The organism is Microbulbifer sp. ABF4_148 (genome assembly GCF_056158985.1).
Window position 1 is genome coordinate 315631 of sequence record NZ_JBSWUI010000001.1, and the last position, 26763, is coordinate 342393.

At 60.2% G+C, this 26763-nt stretch carries 20 protein-coding genes; 9 read left to right on the forward strand and 11 right to left on the reverse strand.

What is annotated here, in order from left to right; all coding sequences use genetic code 11:
• Nucleotide 1: 1 nt before the first annotated feature.
• The 5 genes from ACXAD0_RS01295 to ACXAD0_RS01315 are packed head-to-tail and all read right to left on the reverse strand — an operon-like array spanning nucleotide 2 to nucleotide 5107.
• Entirely contained in the window at nucleotides 2-2287 is a 2286-nt protein-coding gene (locus tag ACXAD0_RS01295) for a type IV pilus secretin PilQ (RefSeq protein WP_475086535.1), read from the reverse strand.
• Nucleotides 2287-2814 (reverse strand): pilus assembly protein PilP, encoded by a 528-nt coding sequence (locus ACXAD0_RS01300; protein ID WP_475086536.1) that lies wholly within the window; start codon nucleotides 2812-2814, stop codon nucleotides 2287-2289. Before ACXAD0_RS01300 ends, ACXAD0_RS01295 begins: the two co-directional genes overlap by 1 nt.
• Nucleotides 2814-3434 (reverse strand): type IV pilus inner membrane component PilO, encoded by a 621-nt coding sequence (locus ACXAD0_RS01305; protein ID WP_475086537.1) that lies wholly within the window; start codon nucleotides 3432-3434, stop codon nucleotides 2814-2816. Before ACXAD0_RS01305 ends, ACXAD0_RS01300 begins: the two co-directional genes overlap by 1 nt.
• 12 nt (nucleotides 3435-3446) lie before the next feature.
• Nucleotides 3447-4028 (reverse strand): PilN domain-containing protein, encoded by a 582-nt coding sequence (locus ACXAD0_RS01310; RefSeq protein WP_475086538.1) that lies wholly within the window; start codon nucleotides 4026-4028, stop codon nucleotides 3447-3449.
• A gap of 2 nt (nucleotides 4029-4030) precedes the next feature.
• Nucleotides 4031-5107 (reverse strand): pilus assembly protein PilM, encoded by a 1077-nt coding sequence (locus ACXAD0_RS01315; protein ID WP_475086539.1) that lies wholly within the window; start codon nucleotides 5105-5107, stop codon nucleotides 4031-4033.
• A 157-nt stretch (nucleotides 5108-5264) separates the two neighbouring features.
• Between ACXAD0_RS01315 and ACXAD0_RS01320 the strand changes: the two genes are divergently transcribed.
• Nucleotides 5265-7934: a penicillin-binding protein 1A gene (locus tag ACXAD0_RS01320; protein WP_475086540.1), complete on the forward strand. Its 2670-nt coding sequence runs from the start codon at nucleotides 5265-5267 to the stop codon at nucleotides 7932-7934.
• A 124-nt stretch (nucleotides 7935-8058) separates the two neighbouring features.
• On the opposite strand, the gene ACXAD0_RS01325 is transcribed toward ACXAD0_RS01320, so the two are convergent.
• The 6 genes from ACXAD0_RS01325 to pilG all read right to left on the reverse strand — a co-directional run bounded on the left by ACXAD0_RS01325 (nucleotide 8059) and on the right by pilG (nucleotide 18712).
• Nucleotides 8059-8535 carry a chemotaxis protein CheW gene (locus ACXAD0_RS01325; protein ID WP_475086541.1) on the reverse strand — a complete coding sequence of 159 codons (477 nt, stop codon included), beginning with the start codon at nucleotides 8533-8535 and terminating at the stop codon, nucleotides 8059-8061.
• 55 nt (nucleotides 8536-8590) lie between these two features.
• A complete protein-coding gene (locus ACXAD0_RS01330; RefSeq protein WP_475086542.1) occupies nucleotides 8591-14773 on the reverse strand; it encodes a hybrid sensor histidine kinase/response regulator in 6183 nt (2060 codons plus the stop codon).
• 128 nt (nucleotides 14774-14901) lie between these two features.
• Entirely contained in the window at nucleotides 14902-17049 is a 2148-nt protein-coding gene (locus ACXAD0_RS01335; RefSeq protein WP_475086543.1) for a methyl-accepting chemotaxis protein, read from the reverse strand.
• A gap of 136 nt (nucleotides 17050-17185) precedes the next feature.
• On the reverse strand, nucleotides 17186-17728 hold the full coding sequence (locus ACXAD0_RS01340) for a chemotaxis protein CheW (protein ID WP_475086544.1): 543 nt from the start codon (nucleotides 17726-17728) through the stop codon (nucleotides 17186-17188).
• A gap of 29 nt (nucleotides 17729-17757) precedes the next feature.
• The gene (gene pilH, locus ACXAD0_RS01345; RefSeq protein ID WP_475086545.1) at nucleotides 17758-18120 is read right to left on the reverse strand and encodes a twitching motility response regulator PilH; all 363 of its coding nucleotides are present in this window, start codon (nucleotides 18118-18120) and stop codon (nucleotides 17758-17760) included.
• 196 nt (nucleotides 18121-18316) lie between these two features.
• Complete coding sequence (pilG, locus tag ACXAD0_RS01350; RefSeq protein ID WP_475086546.1) at nucleotides 18317-18712, reverse strand: twitching motility response regulator PilG; 396 nt, start codon at nucleotides 18710-18712, stop codon at nucleotides 18317-18319.
• 311 nt (nucleotides 18713-19023) lie between these two features.
• Between pilG and gshB the strand changes: the two genes are divergently transcribed.
• The 8 genes from gshB (at nucleotide 19024) to ACXAD0_RS01390 (ending at nucleotide 26691) form a co-directional block, all read left to right on the forward strand.
• Entirely contained in the window at nucleotides 19024-19980 is a 957-nt protein-coding gene (gene gshB, locus ACXAD0_RS01355) for a glutathione synthase (RefSeq protein ID WP_475086547.1), read from the forward strand.
• A 90-nt stretch (nucleotides 19981-20070) separates the two neighbouring features.
• Complete coding sequence (locus ACXAD0_RS01360; protein WP_475086548.1) at nucleotides 20071-20979, forward strand: energy transducer TonB; 909 nt, start codon at nucleotides 20071-20073, stop codon at nucleotides 20977-20979.
• 77 nt (nucleotides 20980-21056) lie between these two features.
• Nucleotides 21057-21641: a YqgE/AlgH family protein gene (locus ACXAD0_RS01365; RefSeq protein WP_475086549.1), complete on the forward strand. Its 585-nt coding sequence runs from the start codon at nucleotides 21057-21059 to the stop codon at nucleotides 21639-21641.
• 16 nt (nucleotides 21642-21657) lie between these two features.
• Nucleotides 21658-22092, forward strand: a complete 435-nt coding sequence (gene ruvX, locus ACXAD0_RS01370) for a Holliday junction resolvase RuvX (RefSeq protein ID WP_475086550.1) — start codon at nucleotides 21658-21660, stop codon at nucleotides 22090-22092.
• A 55-nt stretch (nucleotides 22093-22147) separates the two neighbouring features.
• Complete coding sequence (gene hemC / locus ACXAD0_RS01375) at nucleotides 22148-23065, forward strand: hydroxymethylbilane synthase (RefSeq protein ID WP_475086551.1); 918 nt, start codon at nucleotides 22148-22150, stop codon at nucleotides 23063-23065.
• A gap of 10 nt (nucleotides 23066-23075) precedes the next feature.
• Entirely contained in the window at nucleotides 23076-23855 is a 780-nt protein-coding gene (locus ACXAD0_RS01380; RefSeq protein ID WP_475086552.1) for a uroporphyrinogen-III synthase, read from the forward strand.
• 140 nt (nucleotides 23856-23995) lie between these two features.
• A complete protein-coding gene (locus ACXAD0_RS01385) occupies nucleotides 23996-25453 on the forward strand; it encodes a uroporphyrinogen-III C-methyltransferase (protein WP_475086553.1) in 1458 nt (485 codons plus the stop codon).
• Nucleotides 25450-26691: a heme biosynthesis HemY N-terminal domain-containing protein gene (locus ACXAD0_RS01390; protein WP_475086554.1), complete on the forward strand. Its 1242-nt coding sequence runs from the start codon at nucleotides 25450-25452 to the stop codon at nucleotides 26689-26691. The genes ACXAD0_RS01385 and ACXAD0_RS01390 overlap by 4 nt, the downstream gene beginning before the upstream one ends.
• Nucleotides 26692-26763: the final 72 nt, after the last annotated feature.

Genomic DNA, 26763 nt, shown 5'->3' on the forward strand with positions numbered 1-26763 from the left:
ATCACTTAGAAAAGAACAGTTCGTCTTCGAGGATACGCGGCGTGATGAAAATCAGGAGCTCGCGCTTGTCATCACTGCGTACAGTCGTCTTGAACAGGTGACCCAGGTAGGGAATGTCACCCAACAGCGGGATCTTGGTCTCACCCTCAATCAGGGTACTTTCGAAAATACCGCCGAGGACAATGGTCTCACCATTGCGCACCAACACTTTGGTCTGCAGGGAGTTCACATTGATGGTCGGGATACCGGTATTACCTGCCAGCTGACCAATACTGTCCTGGTTGATATCCAGATCCATGATGATGTTGTCGTCCGGCGTAATCAGCGGGGTGACATTCAACTGCAATACCGCTTCACGGAAGGTCACCGACGCAGCACCCGAAGACGTCGCCTCGAGGTATGGGATTTCCACACCAGACTGGATGTTGGCTTCCTGCTTGTCACCGGTCACAACTTTCGGCTGGGAGACGATTTCCGCCTTGCCCACATCCTCCAGCGCGGACAGCTCCAGACCCACGAAGAAATTGTTCTTCAGGATGGAGTAGGCAATGTTACCCGCAGGATTGGCCACGCCGAGGTCCACCAGCAGGGTATCGGCAAGATCCGGTGTCCAGAAGTCGACATCCACTTCCTCGGTAACGAAGGTGTTGGTGGCCGGGTCAACGATCGGGTTGCCGTTGATGTCACGCACCAGGCGCGTGACCTGCTCTTCTGTGCGGTTATCTTCCAGGAAGAAGGATCCGTCGAGGTTACCCACACCCTCACCGATACCGCCCTTGTCATTGACGCTGTGGTGCTCACCGTAGTTCCAGCGGACCCCAACTTCTTTCAGGAAGTCGGTGTTGGCGTTGACGATACGCGCCTCGATCATCACCTGGCGAATGGGAATGTCCACTGCAGCGATCAAGTCGCGGAACTGGGCAATTTTCTCTTCGGTATCCGTCAGGATGATGGTGTTGGTCCGCTCATCGACAATGGCACTACCGCGCGCGGACAGGATACTGCGCTGCTCTTCCTGGTCGGTGCGACCGCCAGCGAAGTTGCCCTGATTGAAACCACCGCCGCCAGTCTGGCCGGAGAACAGGGTAAACAGCTCACGGGCATCGGCGTAGCGAACCTGAATATACTCGGTACGCAGCGGCGCCAGCTCTTCAAGTTGTCTGCGGGTTTCCAGCTCCTGGCGCTCACGCTCGGCAATCTCGGCAGCGGGCGCCACCATAATCACGTTGCCTTCCTGACGCTTGTCGAGGCCTTTCGCCTTGAGGATCAGTTCGAGCGCCTGATCCCAGGGCACACCGTCGAGACGCAGGGTAATGCGACCTTCTACGGTGTCACTGGCCACCAGGTTCAGATCGGTAAAATCGGCAATCAACTGCAGGACAGAGCGTACTTCGATGTCCTGGAAGTTCAGAGAAAGTTTTTCGCCACTGAACTGGAACTCTTTCGCCTTTTCCTTGATCTCAGCAACGCTCAGCGGCTTGACGCTCAGCACATACTCGCGATCCGCCTGATAGGCGAGGTAATCGTATTCGGTACCGCTCGGATCAACAGTAATGACCGTGTTGCGTCCATCATAATCCACGGTAATCGCTTTCACCGGGGTGGCGAAGTCGGTCACGTCGAGACGCTGGCGCAGTGACTCGGGCAGTTCCGCGCCGAGGAAGGTCAGCTGGATACGACCCTTGGTGCGCTCGACATCGATATTCACGGCCGGGTTGCTAAGGCTGACAATAACCTTGCCTTCGCCCGCTTCTCCGCGACGGAAATCCACGTTATCGATCGCCACGCCGCTGGCGGCGCGGAAGCGCTGCTCGCCGCCGAGATTGGCAGAGCGAACCGGCTCAACCTTTGGCGCTGCAGCCACAGTCGCGGCGGTCGTCGCGGAATCCGCACCAATGTCCATGATGATCTGGTTGCCCTGGCGCTGGGTGGTGTAGACCGGCAGCTGGTCCAGGTTCACGATCAGGCGAGTGCGGTCTTCACCGGACACAATCACCGCGCTGCGGGCAGAACCCACACCGAGAGAGTACTTTTTCTGGGGCAGGCCACTCTTTACACCAGCAAAGTCCATCACAATACGTGCGGGCTGCTCGATGGTGTAGCCCGTGGGCTCCGGTGGGAGCTCACGGAATGACAGGCGCAGCTGCAACCGGTTTCCGGGCAGTTCAGAGAACTGAATATCATTCAGCTCGTTGACCTGCGCGTGACCAGCCAGCGGCAATAACAGCAGGCCCAGCAACAGCACCTTGATGGGAGCCAATACTTTGGCGAGTTGCTTGTGAATCATTAGTTATTGTCCTTCTCTTCCAAAGTCAGCGCCCGCGGCCGTTCGATCCAACCACCAGTGCCATCAGGTACGATTTCCAAAATATCCAGTTGCCCGGGAGTCGCATTCACAACACGACCATGATTCTTACCGAGGAAGTTACCCACGGTAATGCGATGGATACCACCGCTACCATCGTTGACCAGCGCCCACAGCTGTCCACCACGGGACAGGGTGCCGACCATCGACAGGGCGTCAAAATTAAAGCTTTCCAGCAACTCGGGCTGGCGATTCTCATCGGGCGCTACATCCAGGCGGCGCCCAACCAGGCGCTGCTCCGACTCGAGCACCGGGCGGGTAAACGGGCTGCGCAGCGCAGCGGCGCTATACACATACGGGCTGTATGGCGTAAAGGTCGGGATTGGCTCGATCTGGCCGGCCGGCTTGGCCTTGATAGCCGCCATACGCTGATGCAAGTCATTGTGGCCGCCATCCAGGCTACAGCCCGCGAGCGACACGACCGCCATCAGGGGAATCAACTTTTTCATCAGCTTTCATCCCCCTGCTCTTTGTAGCGGTAGGTCTTGCCGTTGATCACCATGCTCAGCAGACTGCCACCCTTTTTGTCCGACGTGATCTGAAAATCATGCAGAGTCACGATTCGCGGCATACCCGCGATACCGCTGACGAAAGCGCCGAATTCATGGTAACCACCCTGCACCTCGATGCGAATCGGGAGCTCCACATAAAATTCACCGGCCTGCTCGTTCTGAACCGCAATTTTTTGAATGGTCAGGCCGCTTCCACGTCCATATTCATCGATATCTTCCAGCAAGTCGGGCACTTCGGTTTTTTTCGGCAACTGTTTCAACAGCGCTCCGAAGGTTTCATCCATTTCTGCCAGCTGCTCACGATACGCTTCGAGGTTAGCGGCCTCGAACGATTTGCGCTCGAACTGGACAAACAGGTCCTGCTCTTTCTTCTGGGCAAATTCCAGCGTCTGGTAACGGTCGCTGATCATCAGGTAATAAGCGAGACCAACAATCGCCAGGGAGATCACTGCCAACAGGGCGATACGCCCCGGCAGCGGCCACACACCGACGCGGGAGAAATCGATATCGTTGATATCGATTTCATTGAGTTTCTTGAGCGAATCCTCCAGTGCCATCACCAGATTCCTTTAGTTTGCCGCTGCGGCTTGTTCTTCATCTTCTTCTGTTTTGCGTTCGCTGACGCGAACTGTCATCTGGAACGCGCTGGACTGCTCGCCAAATTCTGGCTTGGCAGTAACACCCGTCAGGTTCGGCGCCTCATACCAATCAGAGCGGTCGAGGTTACGCATAAAGGACGACACGCGGTTGTTGGACTCTGCAACACCCTCGACTTCCATCGTCCGGCCGACGCGCTTAATCCCGGTCAGCCACAGTCCTTCCGGGGCTGCACGCACCATTTCGTCGAAGTAGCGCACCGTCAACGGACGGTTACCCTGCAACTCCTGAATCACGCGCATCTGGTCAATCAGCTCCTGACGACGCTTCTTCAGATCCTTAATTTCCTTCACTTTTTTGTTCAGGACATTGATCTGCCCCTGCAGTATCTGGTTGCGCTCATTCTGTGCAGAAACCTGGGCATCCACCGATTTCATCCACAGGAACGACGACAGGCAGGCCGCAATGACAACGAGCACAGCAACTTGCTGAAACTCTTTCTGCTTCTGTGCACGGTATTCCTGACGCCAGGGAAGGAGGTTAATCTTCGCCATGATTAGAACTCCTTCTCGCGCATCGCCAATCCGGCGGCAATCATCAGTGACGGCGCCTCAGCCGCCAGTGCCTGCCGGTTTACCCGGGAAGCAACGGTCATATCGTGGAACGGGTTGGCCAGGATTACCGGCTTGTTCAGCTTCTCACCGATCAACTCGGCAAGACCTTCCATCGCGGCAACACCGCCTGCCAACATGATGTAGTCCACATCGCTGTAGGAGCTGGAGGAGTAGAAAAACTGGAGGGAACGAGTTACCTGCTGGATCACCGCATCCTTGAAGGGCTCCAGCACTTCCAGGTGATAGTCATCCGGCAATCCGCCACCGCCCTGGCGCTTGGCCAGACCCGCTTCCTCGGCAGAGAGGCCATATCGGCGCTGAATCTCGTCGGTCAGCTGGCGCCCGCCGAACAACTGCTCGCGGGTATACACGGTCTTGCCGTCCACCAGAACGGACAGGGCGCTCATGGTGGCGCCAATATCCATCACGGCCACAACGAGCTGCTCCTGCGGCGGGAACTGGCGCTCCAGCAAGGTGTAAGCACGCTCGGTTGCATAGGCCTCAACATCGACGACTGTGGCCTGCAGGCCCGCCTCTTCGAGGGTCGCAACCCGCTGGTCAATGTTCTCGCTGCGGCAGGCGGCCAGCAATACTTCCATCTGGCCTTCGCCTTTTTCAGAGGGCCCCTGTACTTCAAAGTCCAGGTTTACCTCGTCCAGCGGGTAAGGGATGTACTGGTCGGCCTCGAGGGCGATCGCCGCTTCGAGCGCATCTTCGTTCAGGTCAGCGGCCATCTCCAGCGTCTTGGTGATGACTGCAGAGCCGGATACAGCCACAGCAGCCTGGCGCAGGCGCGTCTTGGAGCGGCGTACCACTTTGCGAATCGCCTCGGCGGTCGCAGACACATCATTGATGTTCTTGTCCACAACGGCATTGGGCGGCAAAGGCTCCACTGCGTAGCATTCGACCCGATATTTCGCACCATTGCGACTTAGCTCCAGCAACTTGACGGCTGTAGAGCTAATATCGAGACCCAGCATGGCCTTCGGGCCTTTGTTGAGAAAAGGGAGCATCCCCATTTTTCTTATCTTTTCCGTGGGTTATGAGGGTTTGATGTTATAGCACTTTAAATTACAGCTGCAACCGGCTTTTGCATAGGTAATAGCGCACAATCTTCGTATAATTGTTAACCTGACCCTGTAAGATCAGCACCTGACGTTAGTTAGTAGTTACTTCATGACCGATAAAGTCCGAAATCGTCTCCTGTCACTGCTAGGGCTGGCCCTCGCCGGCGCTGCAGGGGCCACCATGGTGCTGTCGAGCATCTTTCTGTATCTCAAGCCCGGCCTGCCGTCGGTTGAGAGCCTGCGGGACATTCGCCTGCAGACGCCGCTGCGGGTCTATTCCCGGGACATGAAGCTGATTGGTGAGTTCGGCGAAAAGCGCCGCAACCCCATCACCATCGAGCAGACGCCGGATATGTTCATCAAGGCGGTACTGGCAGCCGAGGACGCGGGATTTTACTCCCACGGCGGGGTTTCCATTAAGGGCCTGATGCGCGCTGCGTCACAAATCGTGCAAACCGGGTCCATTCAGTCCGGCGGCAGCACCCTGACCATGCAGGTCGCGCGGAACTTCTTCCTCAGCCGCGAGCAGCGCTTCGTGCGCAAATTCAATGAAATCCTGCTGTCCCTGCAGATTGAGCAGGAATTGAGCAAGGACGAGATCCTTGCGCTCTATATCAACAAGATCTTCCTCGGCAACCGCGCCTACGGCTTCCAGGCCGCAGCCCAGGTGTACTACGGCCGCGATATCGGCGAACTGAACCTGGCCCAGTGGGCGATGCTGGCCGGCCTGCCCAAGGCACCATCGACCTTCAACCCGATTGCCAATCCATCGCGCGCACTGGTGCGCCGTAACTGGATCCTCAAGCGCATGCTGGATCTGGGGTATATCGACCAGGCCGACTATAAGAACTCCATTACCGCGCCGGTGAGCGCGCGCTACCACGGCCGCGACCTCGATATGCATGCGCCGTACATTGCGGAAATGGCTCGGAAGGAAGCCGTCGAACTGTTCGGTGACAGCGCCTATACCGAGGGCTACCAGATCATTACCACCGTCGACAGCCGATTGCAGGAAGCGGCCCGCGAGGCCCTGCAGCGCGGCCTCGAGACCTACGATGGTCGCCACGGTTACCGCGGCCCCGAGCAGCAGATTGAGGCGACCCTGCTGCAGGACAACGACCAGCTGGTCGACATGCTCAATGAGATTCCGATCCTGGGTGGCCTGGAGCCCGCCGTGGTCACAGAAGTGGAAGCGCAGCAGTTGCAGGTACAATTGCGTGACCGTCGTGTCGTTACTGTCCACTGGGAGCATGGTCTCGACGGTATCAGACCGTTTGTCACAGAGAATTCCCGTGGGCCGCGCCTGAAATCGGCGGAAGAGATGTTCGCGCCCGGCGATGTGATTCGCCTGCGTCGGATCGAGATCACCCCCGATGGCACCGCCACCGCGGACCCATCCGCGGGCAATGGTGATGCGGTGGAAACCCTCGCGGCCGACCCCTTCGCAGACCCCGGCGAGCCCGCGGAGTCGCTCGAAGAGCCGACCGTGCGCGAGGAATGGCACCTGGCCCAGGTCCCTGCGGCACAGGGCACGCTGGTCTCTCTGGCCCCCGAGGACGGCGCGATTCGCGCGTTGGTGGGCGGTTACGATTTCCGCCAGAGTCACTTCAACCGCGCCACCCAGGCCGCGCGCCAGCCCGGTTCCAATTTCAAGCCGTTTATCTATGCCGCGGCGATTGAGCGGGGCTACACCGCCGCCAGCGTTATCAATGATGCTCCGATCATGTTCGAAGAGTCGAATGTGCAGGACGTCTGGCGCCCGGAAAACTCCACCGGGACCTTCCTGGGACCGACCCGCCTGCGCAAAGCCCTGTATATGTCGCGCAACCTGGTTTCGATCCGCCTGCTGCAGGCACTGGGTATCGATAGCGCCCTCGATTTCACCGAGCGCTTCGGCTTCGAACGCAGCAAGCTGGCGCGCAACCTGACCATTGCACTGGGTAGCTCGGCGCTCACCCCCCTGGAAGTGGCGCGTGGCTACGCTGCCTTCGCCAACGGGGGCTATCGCGTCGAACCCTATCTGGTCGATCAGGTGCTAGACGTGAACGGCAAGAGTATCTACCAGGCGCTGCCATTGACGGTTTGCCATAACTGCCTGGACGACGGCGTGGCCATGAACGGCGAAGAGCCGGTCGACCTGGCCGAGCTCGCCGTGCCCGCATCGGCGCCAGCAAACGATGAAGAACCGCTGGAATTGCGCAACCTGAGCGTGAACCCCATCGAGGCCGGCGATAGCGAAACCGCGCGTCCCCGCGCACCGCGTATCATGTCGCCGCAGACCGCCTACATCATGGACTCGATGCTGAAAGATGTGATTCGTCGCGGTACCGGTCGCAAGGCACTTGCCATGAAGCGCGGCGACCTTGCCGGCAAGACCGGAACGACCAATGGCCCGCGGGACGCATGGTTCTCCGGCTATAGCCCGCACCTGGCCACCAGCGCCTGGGTCGGCTTCGACTCCAACGACGAGCTGGGCAAGAATGAATACGGTGGTTCTGCGGCGCTGCCGATCTGGATCGACTTTATGACCACCGCACTGGAGGGCCTGCCCGAGCGCCACTTGCCGCAGCCCGATGACATGGTGACCGTGCGGATTGATCCCGCCACCGGATTGCGCACCTCCCGCGGCGGTATTTTCGAGACTTTCCGCGCGGAACACCTGCCCCCGCAGGGCGGTTATCGCCGCTTCGACACCGGCTTTGACCGCGGCTACGACAGCCGGGATTTGAGCGATGAGCAGCCGGAAGAGCGCGAGCCACTGCCGGAAGAACTGTTCTGATCGCCGGGTGGATGATGCAAATAAAAAAAACGGGGCTGAGGCCCCGTTTTTTTATGTCGATCGCGCGCGATACTCGCGCCCTTCAACTCTTCACCATCGGCCCGTCACGGACCCATCAGCATCCCTAATTGCGCGCCCGATAGGCGACACACTCGCGCTCGATGGCCTCGAAATCAGGCAACACCGCCTCTTCCCCGGCCAGCGATACATGCATCAGTTCACCCATGGCACAGGGGGCATCTCGACCCGCGAGCTGATCCCTGGTTACCCGCGCCAGCCTGGGTGTCCCTTGCAGCAACATCGCGAAGAAAGGCAACTCATCAGCACCGGTCGCCAACACGGCAATACGCGCATTGCCATCCATCGACGCCAGGGATTTACCGCGCATCACTTCGAACGACAACAGCGGCAAACGCAGCTCACGCCAGACAATCTCACCCAGGTACCAGTCAGGTGCGTCGTAGGCAGAAACCGGCGTCTGCACGGCAATCACCTCGGACAGCACATCAACGGGGACCAGTACCTGGCCATCGGCGAGCGGCAGCAGCAGGCTACTCACTTCGTCGGGGATATCTGTCGGCAGCGCATTCATATTGCTCATTGCCAACCTCTCACTTTGTAACTTTCATCATTTCTACAGCGACCACAGCGGCACGTCAGTGCTCAGCGGAAACTTCGGTGTAGTCGCGAATCGCCTCAAGCAGCACTTCTTCCTGATAGGGCTTACCAAGATAGTGGTTAACCCCCAGTGACATGGCGTGCTCGCGGTGTTTTTGACCGGTACGCGAGGTAATCATAATGATCGGGATATCCCGCAGTCGATCACTGGCCCGAATGTGGCGCGCCACTTCAAAACCATCCATACGCGGCATTTCGATATCGAGCAAGATCATGTCAGGCACAAAGTCCTGCAGCTGGATAACCGCATCCTGGCCATCTTTCGCCGTGGTTACCTGGTATCCCTCACGCTCCAGGAAGCGCGTGGTTACCTTGCGTACGGTTACGGAATCATCCACCACCATGACATGCAGCTGCTCTTCCTCGGGCTCCGGCGCTGCCTGAACCACCGGTTCCAGCAATGACGGCACCGTCTCCGGACGGGCCAACAGCGCCGCGTGCTGACGCAGCATCGCGTGCGCATCGAGAATCACAACAACCTGGCCATCACCAGTGACCGTCGCACCGGAAACCCCCTGCACCGCGGCAAACTGCGGTCCAAGACTTTTCACCACGATCTCCCGGCTGCCGAGCACTGCATCGACCTGCAATGCCATGGCGGTGCCTTCGGAACGCACCAGCAACACCGGCAACTGACTGTCATCCACGCTCAGTTTTGGCTGTGCTTCGGAGCCCAGCAGATTGCCGAAATAGCGCACCTGGTAGGGTTCACCAGCATATTCAAAGCGTGCGTCTTTAGACTGGTAGTAGTGCTCCAGCTCGAACGGGCTCAGACGCACAATACCCTCAATGGTATTGAGTGGCATTGCGTACATATCGTCGCCAATGCGCACCATCAGCGCTCGGTTCACAGACACCGTAAACGGCAGGCGTATGACGAACTCGGTACCCGCACCCAGGTTGGAGCTGATGTCGACAGATCCACCGATCTGCTTGATCTCCGCGGAAACCACGTCCATACCCACACCGCGACCGGAAATCTGGGTAACCTTGTCGGCGGTACTGAAGCCCGCATGCAGAATAAACTGCAGAATCTCGTTGTTCGACAGCTCCGCGTCCGGGCGCATCAGCCCGCGCTCGACGGCTTTTTCGCGGACTTTCAACAGGTTGATACCCGCACCGTCGTCGCTGATGGTGAGTACTACCTCACTACCCTCACGGGCGAGCGCAACGCTGATACGACCGCGCTCCGCCTTGCCGGCTGCAGCACGCTCATCGGGCATTTCGATACCGTGGTCCACCGCATTCCGCAGCATATGCTCCAGCGGGGCGACCATACGTTCGAGCATGGAACGATCCAGCTCGCCCTCAACGTTGGAGAAGACCAGGTCAACCTGCTTACCGAGCTCCGAGCTCACCTGCCGGACAATTCGCCGCAAACGCGGCACCAGGCGAGAGAACGGTACCATGCGGCTGCGCATGAGGCCTTCCTGCAGTTCGGTGTTTACCCGAGACTGCTGAAGCAACAGCGTTTCCGTGTCGCGTGCCTTATTGCCCAGGTTACTGCGTAGCTCGAGCAAGTCGGAAGTCGACTCCAACAGGGAGCGCGACAACTGCTGAATGGACGAGTAGCGGTCCATCTCCAGCGGATCAAAGCTGTCATCCTGCTCAGCCAGCTGCTCCTGGCGGAACAGAATCTGTGCTTCCGTCTCCGTGTCGAGGCGGCGCAGCTGTTCATTGAGTCGGTGCAACGTGGAGTCCATTTCGTCGAGAACGAAACCAAATTCACTGACCTGCTCTTCCAGTCGACCACGTGAAATCGACGTCTCACCGGCGAGGTTTACCAGCTCCTCGAGCAATTCCGCCGCGACACGTACCATTTCCTGGGGCTGCCCACGGTTCGGCCCCTGGGTCTCTCCCTCGCGCAGGCGATCCTTGCGGCTTACGAAGGGCAGTACATTCCCGGCACCAGCCTGCTCTGCAGCAGCCGGCGCTGCGACAGCCGTGGAGGCAACCTCCTGAGGCATATCGACGGCAGGTTCAGTGGTAGTGGGCAGGTTCGCCAACACCTCTTCCAGCTCACGCGCCAGCTCGGCTTCTTCGCTGCCCGACAACGACTTCGCAGAGGCAGACGTGCCTGCCGCTTTCTCTGGCTGGGACTCGGCGACCTCAACCGTTGTCGCAGACTCTGCGGTTGCGCCGGTATCGGCCCAGCGGGTATCGAGCAGGTCTGCAAACGCTTGCAGTTGCTCGCCACCCATCCACGCGCGGACCGTATCGACACCGGCCGCAATGCGATCGTAAATAGCGTGCGAGTCAGCAAAGAAGTCCGCCGACGGTGCCGATCCGGAAGGCATCCGCTCAATCACACTTTCAAACCGGTGCGCCACTTCACCCAGGCCCATCAGGCCCGCCATGCGCGCACCACCTTTAAAGGTGTGCAACACACGCTTGAGTGCTTCGGCCTGGCTGACGTCGGCCGGCTCCTGCTCCCAGTTCTGGATCAGCTCTTCCAGCTCTTCAACCAGGTCGAGAGCCTCTTCCATAAAGACTTCGACTACGTCGGGGTCGATATCGGAAAGAATTTCGGACAGCGCGGCATCATCGACGGGTGCAGGCGGTGCGCCTGCAACAACCGGCGCTTCATCAACCACGGGCTCCTGGTGCCCGACGGTGGGCGCGGGAGTAACGGGCGCGTCTTCGACAAATACAGAGCTCAGATCGAGGTCAAAATCGTCGGGCTTGTCAGCCGACTCAATAACGATGGCTTCTTCTTCACTATTGAGCTGGTTGAATGCCTCAAGCTCAACATCGGTATCGCTGACAGGCTCGGAATCGGGCAGCAATGACAGTTCCTGCAGGTACTCATCAGAGGGCGCGACCAGTTCACCGGCATCTGCGACCATCGCGGCCTGCTGCAGCTCATCGTGCACTTCTTCGAGGCTCGAGGGATCATCCTCGCCCGCCAGGCGATAGGCCTCACTGCCATCACCTGAAGTCGTAGGCAGATCTGCACTATCGATGCCGAGCTCAGCGAGATCATAATCCTCTTCGTCGTCCGGCGCAGAGGCATCCTGCACCAGTGCCTGCAACGCGGCACCGACGGCTTCGCTGACTTCCGGAAGGTCCTGGGCGGCGGCGACCGCATCCACCAGGTCCAGCAATTCATTGTGGCCCTGCTCCAGTGACGCCCACAGCGCAGGCTCAGCCTCCAGGCCACCGGCAACCACCTTGTTGTAGACCTGCAACAGCAGTCCGGACAATTCGGCCAGCGTCGGCAACTGGGCGCGATTCGCGGCCTCCTGGAGAATAGCCAGCTCTTCCACGACCGGGCCGAGCATGGCGATATCGGTCGGGGCCTGGCGCCACTGCGCCAGCATCTGGTCGGCATCGAGCAGCACCTTCATGCCGTCAGCCATGATCACAGCCAGTAACTGCGGATCGACGGTCTTCGGCTCGTTAGCCTCACGCTCGCGAATCAGGTGGCCGACGGACCGCTCCTGCAATTCGGCGGTCCGCGCGAGGAACTGCTCAGACTTGGATATTGCAACGGCCTCACCCGCACGAATCTGGGCTAGTGCACCGCGCACGTACAGCACCAGATCCTGGATCAGATCGAAAATATCCGCATCGATATGAACCTGGTAGGTACGCAATTCTTTGGCGAAGCGCTCCATCGGCGCTACCAGCTCTGCGACCGCGGTGATATCTGCCATGTGCGCAGAACCCTTCAGGGTATGCAGTGCGCGATGCAGAGGATCGGAGGGCGCCGCGTAAATTGGCGCAGCGAGGCGCATGTCATCGAGGAAACCATCGACTACCGCCAGGTGGGATTCTGCTTCCTGGGCAAAAATTTCCCACAGCTGGTCACGATCTTCTTCTGCCTCAACAGCGGCGTCTGGCATCGATACCGGCGCGGCGGGTTCAGGCGCTGCGCCCATATCTGCGGGGATATCACCACGAGCAAGCTGCTCACCCCAGGACTCCAGCTGTGCAGTCAGGGCAGGATCGGGATCACCACTGCCGGTACGGAAGCCCTCGATCATGGAGGGTAATTTATCGATGACACGCTGAATCAGGTCGACATGAGGCCGCGCTGGCTTCACGCTGCCATCGATCACGCGGTTGAGCATGTTTTCCACTGCCCACGACAATTCGCCGATATCCAGTGCCTCGACCATGCGGCCAGACCCTTTCAGGGTGTGGAAGCCGCGGCGGAATTCCGTCAGCGCTTCATCATCTTTACTATCGGCCGCCCAACGCGGGAAGTACTCGCCGATAGTTTCGAGAACCTCGGCCGCCTCCTCGAGGAAGATCTCCAGGATCTCGTCATCGATCAGGCTCTCTTCTTCTGCCACAGCGGCGGGCGCCACTGGTTCGGCTGGCGCGGGTGTCTCGACCTTCGGCGCTTCGACCACTTTAACCGTTTCAGGCTCAGCAACCGGTGCAGCGAGTGTCTCTTCGACAGGCATCGCCGGCGCTTCTTCGGTCGCCGTTTCCGCGGGTGGCTCGGGCACAACCGCCTTTTCAACCACCAGTTCGCGCGGCTCACTGCGCTCACCTGCCGGCACTTCGAAGCCGAGGGCGGCGACACTGTCTTCGGCGAGCGCGAGCAACATGTCCGCGTCTTCCACGCCTTCCGCGCGGCGCTCCAGATAGTAGTCAACGCTGGTGATGGCATCCGCCAGCGTATCGAGGACTTTCCAGTCGGGCTGTTCCGCAGCATCAATCAGCTGCTCGCGGATGTAGCGATTGCAGGCACCAATAATCCGCGCCGCGCGCTGGTAACCAACCATCTCCAGGCCACCGCCGACGCCCTGCAAGGCATCCGGCACTTTAATCAGGTAGCTCACATCCCAGTGACTGGCGATAAATTCGACCACGGATTCCTTGACGCCTTCCAGTCCGGCGCGCGCTTCACGCACCACGGTATCGGTGGCGTCTCCCATCAACGGGGAAGTAGGCTGGGAAGGGCTCTGGCGACTGACCGCCTGCTCCAGTGAGGAATCGAGTTCCAGAATGCGTCCCGCAACCTCCATCAGAAGGTCTTGCGGCTCGGCGCTGCGCGAGGCATCGCGCAGCAATTCGTAAACTTCTCGGGCACGGGTGCGCTGGTCTTCAAGGCCGAGCACACCGATGGTGTCGGCAAGGCGCTTGGCTACCGTGGCAGTCTCACCAAGCGGCTGCTGCTCGACACCGGCACTGCCGGGTTCCAGCGCATCGCGGACCGACTGCAGCTCTTCGCGCAAAGCCGCAACAGCCGTTCCCATCGCTTCCGGGCCCATCGCCAGTGCGTCATCGGTATCCGGGCGCGGCGTGCCTGGTACGGCCTGATCCAGCGCGAAGGTCTGGTAAAGGGCTTTGCAACGCGGTCCATTTGGACCCGCGAGATACACGTAAAACAGCAGGTTGCTGACCAGGCCGCGATCGAGCGGCGCATCAAGAACCGCCGCTCCGCGCCCCTGCAGCAGGCGAAATTCCACATCAATACGGCGCAACAGCTGTCGCAGGGCCGGCAGAACATGGATGCGGCTCTCGGAAATGGCTTCGAAAATACCCTGTAATACCTGCCACAGTGGCTGGCGCAAGCTGCCGCTATACAGCAGGGACATTTTCTCGCTGACCTTGAGCAGGTAGGTGATGCTGTCGCCGCTGTTGACGTCGCGAATCAGCCCGGCGGCAGCGACGTGGTACATCTTGCGTAACTTGCCGACCAGGTCCTGCAGGCGCGCATTATCCTGCAGCAGTTGCTGGCGCGAACCAGTGACCAGTTCGAGCACGGAGAGATTGGGCGAGAACAGCGCACCTTCACTGATCAGACGCTCGCGGCGCACCGCGCGCAGGTCGTTCAGCAAGGGCAGCAGAAGCACCGCATTGTCACGGCGCTGATAGGCGACTTTTTCCAGGTAGAGTGGCAGCTCGAGGAGCGCGCGCATCAGGAATTCGCGCGTTTCGTCGCTGTTTTCGACCTCTCCCGCAGAGAGAGCGTGCAACAGCTGCTCCATTTCCTCGGCCAACATGGCCGCACCGGTCAGCTCGGCCATGTGCAGGCTGCCGTGCACCTGGTGAATTTGGTCCAGGCAATGATGCAGCAGAGCTGGATCGGCCCCACTGCCATCGGCGGCGAAAGTTTCCAGGTACTGTCGGGCTTGCGAAAGACTCTCGTTGATTTCGCCGGTGAGCCAGTCCAGGGCCTGGAAGTTGGGATTGTCGTGACTCACGCCAAGTCCTCAGTAATTCTTTCTGTGCTCCGGCACGAGCGCTTTACCACTCGGCCGGGAGGGATTCCGCGTGTCCATACCGGTGGGAATGCTCGTCCCCGAAAGGACGACATCACCCGCGCCGGATATCAGGCCAGCGCTCGATCTTCGCGAGAGGCTTCCTCTGCGCCTTCACCGTCGAGCAGCGGGAAGTCTTCTTCGCTCATCTCAGGCAGATCAACGTCGAACAGCTCGTCGGCATCGTCTGCAATATTTTCCTCAGTGCTCGGCAGCTTGAAGCCCGCAACCGAATCGCGCAGCGCGGTGGCGGTCAGGGCCAGGTTACCAATGGACTGGGCGGTAGCCTGGGTACCGGCAGAGGTTTGTGAAGTAATCTCCTGAATCACGTTCATCGTGTTGGAGATGTGGCCGGCAGAGGATGCCTGCTGGCGGGCAGCGTTAGAAATGTTCTGAATCAACGCAGCCAGGTTGGTCGATACGCTTTCGATCTCACCCAGGGCAACACCCGCATCCTGTGCCAGACGAGCACCGCGCACCACCTCGGTAGTGGTTTGCTCCATCGAGGTTACGGCTTCGTTGGTATCGCTCTGAATCGCTTTTACCAGGCCCTCAATCTGCTTGGTTGCAGCCGCGGAACGTTCTGCAAGGCGCTGAACTTCGTCCGCTACCACCGCAAAGCCTCGACCTGCGTCACCGGCCATAGAGGCCTGAATCGCGGCGTTCAATGCGAGGATGTTCGTCTGGTCCGCAATGTCGTTAATCAGAGATACGATATCGCCAATTTCCTGGGAAGATTCACCCAGACGCTTGATTCGCTTGGAAGTGTCCTGGATCTGCTCACGGATGTTATCCATGCCCTTGATGGTGTTCTGTACCACCTTGGCGCCATTGCCGGCGATCTGTACCGAGCGCTCTGCTACCTGGGCCGATTCGGCGGCGTTCGCAGATACCTGGTCAATCGTCACCGCCATCTCGTTCACAGCGGCAGAAGCCCCGGCAATTTCCTGCGCCTGGTGCTCAGAGGCCTCGGCGAGGTGCAGTGCAGTCTGCTGGGTATCCTGGGACAGTCCGGATACTTCCTGTGCCGCGCCATTGATTCGCGACACCAGTACACGCAGCTGGTCAATGGTGTAGTTGATAGAGTCAGCAATCGCACCGGTAAAGGCCTCGGTCACGGTCGCGGATGTGGTCAAGTCACCGTCAGCGAGGTCAGCCAGTTCGTCCAGCAACTGCATAATCGCCTGCTGGTTACGCTCGTTGGTGTCAGATTCTTCACGCAGGCTGCGGCGGGTACCGGAGAATGCGGCAATCATCATGAAGAAGATCAACAGTACGAACACACCGGCCACAATCATGATGGTCTGGTTGTTCGGCTGACGCTCATCAGACAGGCCGCCGATGCGGTCATTCAGACCGTTGAGCGCCTGCAGCAACTGCGGGGAAGAAGCCAGGATGCCGTCAGAGGCCTGACGCGTAGCAAACAGGGCCGGGGTCGCTTCGAAGATTTCCCGTACGGACGAGCTTACAAATTCGAACAGCTCACTAATCTCATCGAGAGACTGGCGGGCTTCGTCATCAGTAACGCGGGAAATACCCATCACCACGTCACCGCCTTTCATGCCCTCAACCACTTTACCGAACAGGCTTGCGTCGGTATTGAACTGGTCGGCAGCTGATTCGGAGTCAACACCACCGCGCAGCATCTTGTCGATGTTTCGACCAATTCGCTCAGCACGCCATACCTGCAGCTGCGCTTGCTCAATCTGGTTGGCCGGTGCGTTGTTCGCCAGCAGGATCTCTACGATGTTGTTGTGCTCAGCCTGAAGTTCCGGCAGGGAGTCGTTCAGGGTGCTGGCAACATCGTTCAGGAAGATGATGGTGTCTTTGTTGCTCAGGATGGTATCGGCCTGCTCGCGGGTCTGCTGCCACAACTGGCGGTATACCGCGAGTTCGCGATCGAGCATCTGCCGGGTCTGCAAATCAGCCTGATTGAGCTGGCTCCAGGTGGTGGACATCTGACGAACAACTTCTTCGAGCTCATCGAAGGCTTCTTCGTCGCCGGATGTTGCCGCCGGTGCGTAGGTCACAAGCTGGTAGGCCAATGCACGCATCTCGGACACCTGCTGCAGGTAGTCTCTATCGCGGTCACCCTGGGTCTGTACCAGGTAGATACTCACGATCAGGCCCGCCAGGGTGGCGAGCACCAGCAGACCCATTACCAGCGCTACCGGGTTTCGGCGCATTGCGGAAAAGGAACTCTGGGAGCCTGTTTTCATAGTTTACTCCTGCCAGGCCGGGAACACCGGCCAACGCTTATTTTCACCACTTGTTATTTACTAACCCAGGATTCCAACCACTCGGAACCCCACCCCCCAAAATGGGAAACTTCTTAATGCACAAAAGCCGCGGACCTCAGCGGACCGCGGCATCCATAAACTGGCTGTCGTTAATCAGCGTCAACATGTCAAAGACAAGCCACCGCTGATCCTCCCCGACAAACTGGCCGCTCACCATGGGGGCAAACGGCTCCAGCAAATCTCCCGGCGCGTGGCGTGCATCCTCCACTGCCAGGTGCTGCATCCCATGCAGCTCATCAACGATGAGGCCTGCATACGTCTTTTCGTGTTCGATCACCACGACACGGCGTCGCTGGCGCGCACCGCTCAGGTGGCCACCGAAAAACATGGCCAGGTCGAATAGCGGCAGCAGGCGACCCCGCACATTGGCGACGCCACGCGCCCACGGCTGAACGCCCGGCACAAACGTGAAGGGCGGCACTTCGAGCAGTTCGACCACCTCATCCATTGGCGCAACAAAACGATGCCCCAACAGGGAAAAACCGATACCACTCCAGAAAGGCTTTACCTCACCCCGGGCCGGCAGGGCCGCGGCCTTGCTTTTCGCACGCCGGGCTATTTCCACCAGCGCAAGGTAAGGGGTCTTGTTTGACTGCACGCTACTATCGCCTGATCAACAGCGCTGGCTTAAGCCAACACCTCCTCAATAACACCGAGCAGCTTGGTTTCTGCAACCGGCTTGGTGAGGTAGGCACGCGCGCCCTGGCGCATCGCCCAAACGCGATCGGTTTCCTGATCTTTGGTGGTTACCATAATGATCGGAATCTCAGAGGTATTGCCATCTTTGCTCAGCTGGCGGGTTGCCTGGAAGCCGTTCAGCCCCGGCATGACCACGTCCATCAAGATGACGTCGGGCATTTCTTCGCGCGCGACATCCACACCGGATTCGCCACTGACGGCAGTCAGCACCGCGTGGCCATTCTTTTCCAAGATGGTGGTGAGCTTGTGAGTTTCTGTCGGCGAGTCGTCAACAATCAGTACTCTAGCCATGGTCTCCCCGTGAATGCGTAGCCGCTCCTGAAAGCCTCCCCAGGCCAGTCAGGCGGCAGTTTGTTGTAATGTTGCGGGCTGACACCCGGAGGGCCTTCCCTTCCCGCAATTATCGCTGTTGCCTTGGTGAGCCGTAACTCACCTCCCTACTCTACATCGACGCGCGAACAAAATCACACGCCAAATGCGAAAGCGATCAAGCGGCGTGCGTCGGCTTGGCGTGCGCAGAGATCGCGCCCATCAATTCGCTTTTGCTAAACGGCTTGGTCAAATATTGATCACAACCGACGACCCGCCCTTTGGCGCGATCGAACAATCCGTCCTTACTCGACAGCATCACAACCGGAGTAGAGCGGAATTCGCTGTTGTTTTTGATCAGCGCACAGGTCTGATAACCATCCAGGCGCGGCATCATGATATCGACGAAGATGATATCCGGACGGGAATCCGCAATCTTGGCCAGTGCATCGAAGCCATCAGTGGCCGTGACAACGGTACAGCCCGCTTTTTGCAGCAGGGTCTCCGCGGTGCGACGGATAGTCTTACTATCGTCGATCACCATCACGGTCAGGCTTTCCAAGTTGAGTTCCATAATAGTGTTGGTTCCCCTGATTTATTTATTGCCGGCCGCAAGCCTATCGCAGCTAACGCCTGATTGTTGTGAACCTCAGCAGGGTCGGGGCACCCGACCGCAAAAAACAGCAGTCTGGCACCAAAGCGATCTTTTATCACAGAACACCCGGTGAATCTACAAACGCCAGAGAATCAGGGGCCCAGACTGCGAACTGGACCCGCGCCGATGCGTCCTGCGAAAACGCTGATGGTTGCACGCTCGGGCTGCAACTTTTACTTTAGGCAGCTACTGAAAACCTCTCAAACCGCTTGTGCCGGACGGATTTCCCCATGAGTTATTCCCTGGGCGTGGTAATGGATCCCATTGCCGACATCAATTTCAAGAAAGACACCACACTGGCGATGCTGCTTGCTGCCAAGCATCGCGGATTCTCCCTCGTGTACTTTGAACAGGGCGATCTGTACCTGGACACAGGCAAAGCCATGGGGCGCGCCCGCCCCCTGGAAGTGTTTGATGACCCCAACAAGTGGTACGAACTCGGGCCCGCCGAGGAGATCGAGCTCTCCAGCGTCGACACCATCCTGATGCGCGTGGATCCGCCGTTCGATAACGAGTACATTTATTCCACCTATATCCTCGAAGCGGCAGAACGCGAGGGCTGTCTGGTCGTCAATCGCCCGCAGGCCCTGCGCGACTGCAACGAGAAGATCTTCGCGACCCAGTTCCCGCAGTGCTGCCCGCCGCTGGTGGTCAGCCGCAGCATGGAACGGCTGCGCGCTTTCCACGCTGAGCATAAAGACGTGATTTTCAAACCTCTCGACGGCATGGGTGGCACCGGTGTATTTCACTGCAAGCCCGACGGCTCCAATCTCGGTGCGATCCTCGAGATCCTCACCGGGCACGGCACCCAGCAGATCATGGGACAACGCTTTATTCCCGAGATCAAACAGGGCGACAAGCGTATCCTGGTGGTGGATGGAGAAGCCGTACCCTATTGCCTGGCCCGCATCCCCGAAGCCGGCGAAACCCGCGGCAACCTGGCAGCCGGCGGTCGCGGCGAGGCGCGCCCGCTGACAGAGAGGGACCGCTGGATCGTGTCCCAGGTAGCGCCCAGCCTGCGCGAAAAGGGCCTACTGTTTGTCGGTCTCGATGTGATTGGCGATTATTTAACCGAAATCAATGTGACCAGCCCGACCTGCGTGCGCGAGATTGACGCCGCCTTCGGCACCGACATCGCCGGCCAGCTGATGGACGCCATCACAGACCGGCTATCACAAAAAGGGTAAACTTCTGGCATATTAATCCTCCGATCCGCCCCCGACGGCTGGATCGGGAAGAACCGGTAAGGCAAAAACAAGAAGTAACCACAGCCGACCATGACAGCACTCGCAAGCCCCAGTCAGCCCCAAGCCGCGCAACAGGACCGCTTTGCGTTCGCGCTGTTTCTCGCCTGTGCATTTCATGCAGTGCTGATCTTTGGTATCGCCTTTACCTCACCCGAGGGGCGCCAGGCGCCCCCGACGCTGGAAGTCACCCTGGCCCAGCACCACACCGCCCAGGCACCGGAAGACGCCGACTATCTCGCCCAGCACAACCAGCAGGCGAGCGGTACCGCCGAAACCCCGAAAGAACTGTCCACTGATCGCCATGCGGAAATCGCCGACACCAGCATCCGCGAGGTCAACCCACTGCCACAGGTCCAGGTCGCGCGACCGGTGGAACAGCGCCGCCAGCTGGTCACCACCATTGGCGAAAGCCCGGCGTTGGCGCCAGAGCTACCCGCGGAGGACAAGCGCTCCGAAGAACGTCGCGGCGATGCGCCCAGTGATATTCCCCAGGTGAGCGCCGAAATTGCCAGCCTGCAGGCACGCCTCGACAAGATTCGCCAGACGATCGCCCAGCGCCCGCGCGTACGCCGCCTCACATCCGTAGCAACCAAGGCCTCGATTGACGCGGCCTACCTGCACAGCTGGCGGCAGAAGGTGGAAGAAGTGGGCAATGACAACTTCCCCGAAGAGGCACTGCAAAAGCAGATTACCGGCAGCCTGCGCATGATGGTGCGCCTGTTGCCAACCGGTGCGGTGGAAGAGGTGGTGATTCTGAACTCTTCCGGCGAGCGCGTGCTCGACGATGCGGCGCAGCAGATCGTGCGCCTCGCCGCGCCTTTCGCACCCTTCCCCGCCGAGATCCGCCAGAATGCCGACCGACTGGAAATCATCCGTACCTGGCGCTTCGAGATGACCGGATTCTCCACGGCTGCCGCAAGCTCGCCGAGCCGGGGCTGACCGGGCGCAGTTAATCCCCCTCTCATCGGGTGGGAAACACTGTCGAAATCCGGCACAACAACCCCTAGACTGAACCTATGCAGCAATCCAATATCGATAGCGATCTCACGCACTCCAGCTTGCGCGGCCAGTTCCTGCTGGCCATGCCCGGCATGGAGGACCCGCGCTTCAAGCAGACGATTGCTTTCGTGTGCGACCACAGCACCGAGGGCGCCATGGCGATCGTGATCAACACCCCCAGCAAAGTGCACTGGAAAGAAGTCTTTGACCAGCTGTCGCTGGAGGACGCGAGCTTGCGCGGGGATGAAACCGTGCTGCTGGGCGGCCCGGTGGCACCGGAGCAGGGTTTTGTGCTGCACGGCTCCGGCGCGGTGTTTGATTCCACCCTGGAAGTGAATCGTGATATCAGCGTCACCGCGTCTCGCGACATCCTCGAATCCCTCGCCGCTGGCCGCGGTCCCGACGATGTTTTGATCGCCCTCGGGTATGCCGGCTGGGGCGGTGGTCAGCTTGAACAGGAGCTGGCCGAAAATGCCTGGCTCACCCTGCCAGCGGAACCGGAGATTCTCTTCGCCACCCCCTGTGAGCGTCGCTGGCAAACTGCCGCGGCCCGCCACGGTATCGATGTCGCGGGGATCGGCTCGCAAACTGGCCACGCCTGAGCCGGAGCACCGCACCATGCCTTCGACACGCCCCCTTACCGCGCTGGCATTTGATTTTGGCACGCGATCCATCGGTCTCGCCTACGGCCAGACCCTGACCGGCAGCGCTCGCGAGCTCGCACCCATACCTGCCAGAGACGGCATCCCCAACTGGGATAACGTGATGAAGCTGCTCGCCGAATGGCAACCCGCCCGGCTGATTGTCGGCCTGCCGCTGAATATGGATGGTACTGAGAGCGACTTCTGTGCCCGCGCGCGGAAATTCGGTAACCGCCTGCACGGCCGCAGCGGCCTGCCCGTGGACTTTGTCGACGAGCGGCTCAGTACCCGCGCAGCCAAGGAGGAAGCCGCCGAGCGGGGCCATCGCGGCAGCTATGCCGACAACCCGGTGGACTCGATCGCCGCGCGAATCTTCCTTGAAGACTGGCTGCGCAGCCAGGCAGACGGGTAGCCCCGCGACATTCTGGTAATATGCCGGCCCGAGTTCCGCAAACTGCCGAGGCCCCATGCCCATCGACCGCATCCGAATCGCCACCCGCGAAAGCGCCCTCGCCCTGTGGCAAGCCCACTTCGTCAAGCGCGAGCTGGAGCGATTTCACCCAGGACTCACCGTCGAGCTGCTGCCGATGACAAGCCGCGGCGACCAGGTGCTCGACATCCCGCTGCAAAAAGTCGGCGGCAAGGGCCTGTTCGTGAAGGAGCTGGAAAAGGCCATGCTCGAGGGGCGCGCTGATATCGCCGTCCACTCCATGAAAGATGTACCAATGGACTTCCCCGCAGGGCTGCACCTGCCGGTCATCTGCGAACGCGAAGACCCGCGCGATGCCTTCGTCAGCAATCGCTTCGATAGCCTCGACGCCCTCCCCGAGGGCGCCGTGGTGGGTACGTCCAGCCTGCGTCGCCAGTGCCAGCTGATGGAACAGCGCCCTGATTTGCAGGTGAAATTCCTGCGCGGCAACGTCAACACCCGCCTGGCGAAACTGGATGCCGGCGACTACGACGCCATTATTCTGGCCGCCGCCGGGCTGATCCGGCTCGAGATGCCGGAGCGCATCCGCGCGTTTCTCAGCACCGATATCCTGCTGCCCGCTGGTGGACAGGGCGCCGTTGGTATCGAGAGTCGCCGCGACGCCGAGCTCGAAGCCCTGCTGCAGCCACTGCATCACCGCAACACCGCCGACCGACTTGCGGCTGAACGCGCACTGGTCAAACGTCTCAATGGGGGGTGTCAGGTACCCATCGGCGGTTTCGCCGAGCTCGACGGCGAACAGATGCGCCTGCGCGCCCTGGTCGGCAGTCCGGATGGCGCCAGCATGATCCGCGCGGAAGGCTCAGACTCCCGCGACAATGCCGCGGCACTCGGCACCGCCCTGGCCGAAGAGTTACTCGCCAGGGGCGCCGACAAAATCCTGGCAGCGATCTAAGCCACCCCCGATGAGTAAGGCACTGCAAGGACGCCGTATCCTCGTCACCCGCCCCGCCCATCAGGCACAGGGCTGGTGTGCCTGCCTTGCCGATCTCGGCGCCACCGTCGACAGCATTCCCATGTTGGCCATTGAGCCGGTGGTGGACAGTGCGGCGCGCCAGCGCATCAAGGACCTGATACTCGACTTCGATCAGTTCGAGCATGCCATCTTTGTTTCCCAGAACGCCGTCCGCCAGGGTTTCACCTGGCTGGAAGACTACTGGCCTCAACTGCCCCAGGGTCCGCGCTATTACGGGATCGGGGCCGCCACCGCGGCTGCGCTGGGCGACTACGATGTCGACAGCACCTGTGCTGGCGGCGCCATGGACTCCGAGGCTTTGCTCGCCCTGCCGGCGCTCCAGCAGGTGAAGGACGCGCGCGTACTGATTTTTCGCGGCGAAGGTGGCCGCACCAAGCTAGGCGATACGCTCTCCTCGAGAGGCGCACGTGTAGACTACTGCGAACTGTATCGCCGCACCCTGCCCGAACAGGCGCAGCAACAGCTTGCCGAGTATGCACATACACCCGATGCCATCAGCGTGCACAGTGGTGAAACCCTCAGCAACCTCGCCCGCAGCATCGACGCAACCGGTCGTGCCGATCTGCTGCAGTCGGCCCTGATATGCCCGAGTCAGCGAGTGGCGACCATCGGCCGTCAGCTGGGGTTTGCCCATCCCGTCGCCGCCCTCAATGCCGGTGACAGCGCCATGCTCGATTGCCTGCACGCCCTGTTCGGGCAGAACACCTGAACACACTTCGCTGACCGCGGCAGCAAGATGCCGATGAGGGCGCCGATCTGGCAAAATATTTCAAATGCGCGCCACTCGGCGTATAAAGCGTGGCGTGACTCGCTATAATTCCACGACAATTTTCACCGCACCCCCAGCCCATGACCGACAAGAAGAAATCCGACCCCGCTGCACCCGCCAATGCCGACAAGCCCGAAAAGGCGGCACAGGCTCCCGCTGCGCAGACGCAATCCGGCGGCAAAAGCAATTTCGCCAAAGCGGCAGCAGATGGTAAGAGCGCGAAAGGCGGCAAGGGCAAACCCAACAAAGCCGCGACGTCTTCTTCCGGCGGATCGGGCTGGACCTGGTTACTGGTACTGTTGATCTTGCTGGCAGGTGGTGCCGCGGCTGCCTGGTACCAGTGGCCACCCTTCCGCACCTGGGTTTCGGATCAGGTCGCCAACCTGCGGGGGGACAAACCGCCGGCCAGCCCGGCAACCGATACCGCAGCCGAGCGTGATCGCCCCAGCGCAGAAGTATCCCGCGCCGCACCTGCTGCGCGACCAGAAGCACCCAGTGCTGCGCCCGCGCCCATCGCCGCGCCGGCCGAAGCGCCCACCACAAGCGAGACGGCACCGGCAAACCCTGTCGCTGAGCAGAGCGCACAAAATTCTTCTCCCGATACCTCACCTGTTACGCCCGCAGCCCCCCAGCCCGATCCGGCCGCCGCACTGGACAGCACGGTCAACCAGCTGCAACAGGCTCTGCAGGTCACCCTGCAACAAGTGAACCGCCAGCAACAGACCATCCAGCAATTGCAACAGCAGCTGGCAGCGATGCAGCGTGACGTCACCGCCCAGGGCAGCCGTATCGGCGAGCTCGGCAATATCAGTCGGGACGACTGGCAACTGGCAGAAGCCGACTACTTGCTGCGTCTCGCCAACCAGCGCCTGCTGATGGATCGCGACAGCCGCACGGCACTTGGTTTACTGGAAGAAGTCGATCAGATTCTGCAGCGCGTGGACAATCCGGATCTCTATGGCGTGCGTCAACAACTTGCGCGGGATATCACGGCACTGAAATTGGTGGACAATATTGACCGCGAAGGCCTTTACCTGCGTCTGCGCGCACTTGAGGAGCAGATGCTGCGCGCCAGCATCCAGCCAGAGTTCGATATCGCCAAAACAGCCACCGAAGTGCAGACCGACGCTGACACCTCTGCGAACCCGTCCGACTGGCGCCGCAGCTGGGACAATTTCGTCAGCTTTCTGAAAGATTCCGTGCGCATCCGCGATGGCGATATCGATCCTGTTTTGCTGTCGCCGCAGAGCGAAGCCCGATTCCGCCAGAGTCTGCGCCTGAACATGGAACAGGCGGAACTGGCGGTGCTGCGTGAAGACGCAACCGTGTACAAGGACGCCCTCAACCGCGCGAAACAACTGCTACTGGATTACGCCATCGCCAACAATCAGCGCGACGTCCTGGTCAGCGAGCTCGAAGCGCTGGCGAATGAAAATATCCGCTCGGAGCTACCACCGCTGAATGCTTCACAAAAAGCCCTGCGCGACTACATCGACCGCCTGCACAGCACCGGCACCAGCGGGGAGAACGCATCGTGAAGCGCTTCCTGTTCTCCGCCCTCGCTTTTCTACTCTTCGGCGCCTTTCTCGCGGAGATGATCCGCAGCTACCCCGGCTATATGCTGGTGGCGATCGCGGGTAAACGCATCGAGATGAACATCTGGGTGGCCATCGGGGCAGTGACCGCGGCGGTGCTGGGTATTCTGCTGGTGATCTGGCTGCTGCGCAGCCTGTTCCGCGCCTTTACCGGCAGTATCAGCCGGGTGCGCTTTGGCCGCACTCGTGTCGCGCGCCGCCGGATGACCAGCGGCCTGGTGGAATTTATGGAAGGCAACTGGGCGCGGGCGCGGCGTCAGCTGCTGAAAAGCGCCCCCCGCTCGGACGCGCCGCTAATCAATTATCTGGCCGCGGCACGCAGCGCCTTCGAGCTCGGTTACCGTGACGAGGCCAACGAACTACTGGCCAAAGCCGAATCGGTCGAGGGCGACAGCCATCTCGCCGTTGCCCTGGCCCAGGCGCGCATGCAACTCCTCGACAAGCATTATGAGCAGTGTATCGCCAGCCTTGAGCGCGCCCGCCAGCTCGAGCCCCACCACCCCGCCATCCTGCAACTGCTCCAGCAGGCCTATTATCAGCTGGGCGATTGGGAGCGACTGCGCAAGCTGCTGCCGGAACTGGATAAGCACGGCAATATGCGTGAAGAGCAACTGCAAAAACTCGAGCTGGAAGTCTATGAACAGCAATTAAAGGCCGCCGCGCAGCGCAAGGACCTCGATCAGCTCCACAGCGCCTGGAATGCGCTCAGTGGCCGCTGGCAACGCAACATGCAGCTGCGCGGACAATATGCCGGCCAACTGCACCTGCTTAATGATGACGAGGGAGCAGAGAAAAACCTGCGCTGGGTACTGAACCGCGAGTGGCGCGCCGAGCTGGCCGAACTGTACGGTCGCCTGACCGGCGCGGATGCCGCCGCCCAGCTCACCGTCGCCGAGGGCTGGCTGAAAGAATACGGGCAAAACCCCGACCTGCTGACCTGCCTCGGTCGCCTGTGCCTGCGCAATGAACTCTGGGGCAAAGCCCGGCAGTATTTCGAGAAGAGCCTGCTCCTGCGCTCCGAGCCGACGGCCGCGGCGGAACTGGCGCGCCTGTGCAATGCCCTCGGAGAAAAATCTGAGGCCGATCGCCTGTATCGGGATGGCCTGATGAGTGCTGTGCGCACCCTGCCAGACCTGCCCCTCCCCAGCGACGACAAACCCGCACTGGAAGCGCACGGCTGATCTCGCCAGCATCAGCCGTCCGCTCTCTTCTCCCCCTGCCGCCTGGTGAACCTGACTCAACTGCCATTGTTC

Excerpts from the sequence above, each read along its gene's own strand:
- ruvX (WP_475086550.1), top strand. The coding sequence starts at position 21,658 with ATGCCTTCGACACGCCCCCTTACCGCGCTGGCATTTGATTTTGGCACG.
- pilG (WP_475086546.1), bottom strand. The coding sequence starts at position 18,712 with ATGGAACTCAACTTGGAAAGCCTGACCGTGATGGTGATCGACGATAGT.
- ACXAD0_RS01305 (WP_475086537.1), bottom strand. The coding sequence starts at position 3,434 with ATGGCACTGGAGGATTCGCTCAAGAAACTCAATGAAATCGATATCAAC.
- ACXAD0_RS01310 (WP_475086538.1), bottom strand. The coding sequence starts at position 4,028 with ATGGCGAAGATTAACCTCCTTCCCTGGCGTCAGGAATACCGTGCACAG.
- gshB (WP_475086547.1), top strand. The coding sequence starts at position 19,024 with ATGAGTTATTCCCTGGGCGTGGTAATGGATCCCATTGCCGACATCAAT.
- ACXAD0_RS01320 (WP_475086540.1), top strand. The coding sequence starts at position 5,265 with ATGACCGATAAAGTCCGAAATCGTCTCCTGTCACTGCTAGGGCTGGCC.
- ACXAD0_RS01365 (WP_475086549.1), top strand. The coding sequence starts at position 21,057 with ATGCAGCAATCCAATATCGATAGCGATCTCACGCACTCCAGCTTGCGC.
- hemC (WP_475086551.1), top strand. The coding sequence starts at position 22,148 with ATGCCCATCGACCGCATCCGAATCGCCACCCGCGAAAGCGCCCTCGCC.
- ACXAD0_RS01380 (WP_475086552.1), top strand. The coding sequence starts at position 23,076 with ATGAGTAAGGCACTGCAAGGACGCCGTATCCTCGTCACCCGCCCCGCC.
- ACXAD0_RS01295 (WP_475086535.1), bottom strand. The coding sequence starts at position 2,287 with ATGATTCACAAGCAACTCGCCAAAGTATTGGCTCCCATCAAGGTGCTG.
- ACXAD0_RS01325 (WP_475086541.1), bottom strand. The coding sequence starts at position 8,535 with ATGAGCAATATGAATGCGCTGCCGACAGATATCCCCGACGAAGTGAGT.
- ACXAD0_RS01315 (WP_475086539.1), bottom strand. The coding sequence starts at position 5,107 with ATGGGGATGCTCCCTTTTCTCAACAAAGGCCCGAAGGCCATGCTGGGT.
- ACXAD0_RS01360 (WP_475086548.1), top strand. The coding sequence starts at position 20,071 with ATGACAGCACTCGCAAGCCCCAGTCAGCCCCAAGCCGCGCAACAGGAC.
- ACXAD0_RS01385 (WP_475086553.1), top strand. The coding sequence starts at position 23,996 with ATGACCGACAAGAAGAAATCCGACCCCGCTGCACCCGCCAATGCCGAC.
- pilH (WP_475086545.1), bottom strand. The coding sequence starts at position 18,120 with ATGGCTAGAGTACTGATTGTTGACGACTCGCCGACAGAAACTCACAAG.
- ACXAD0_RS01335 (WP_475086543.1), bottom strand. The coding sequence starts at position 17,049 with ATGAAAACAGGCTCCCAGAGTTCCTTTTCCGCAATGCGCCGAAACCCG.
- ACXAD0_RS01300 (WP_475086536.1), bottom strand. The coding sequence starts at position 2,814 with ATGAAAAAGTTGATTCCCCTGATGGCGGTCGTGTCGCTCGCGGGCTGT.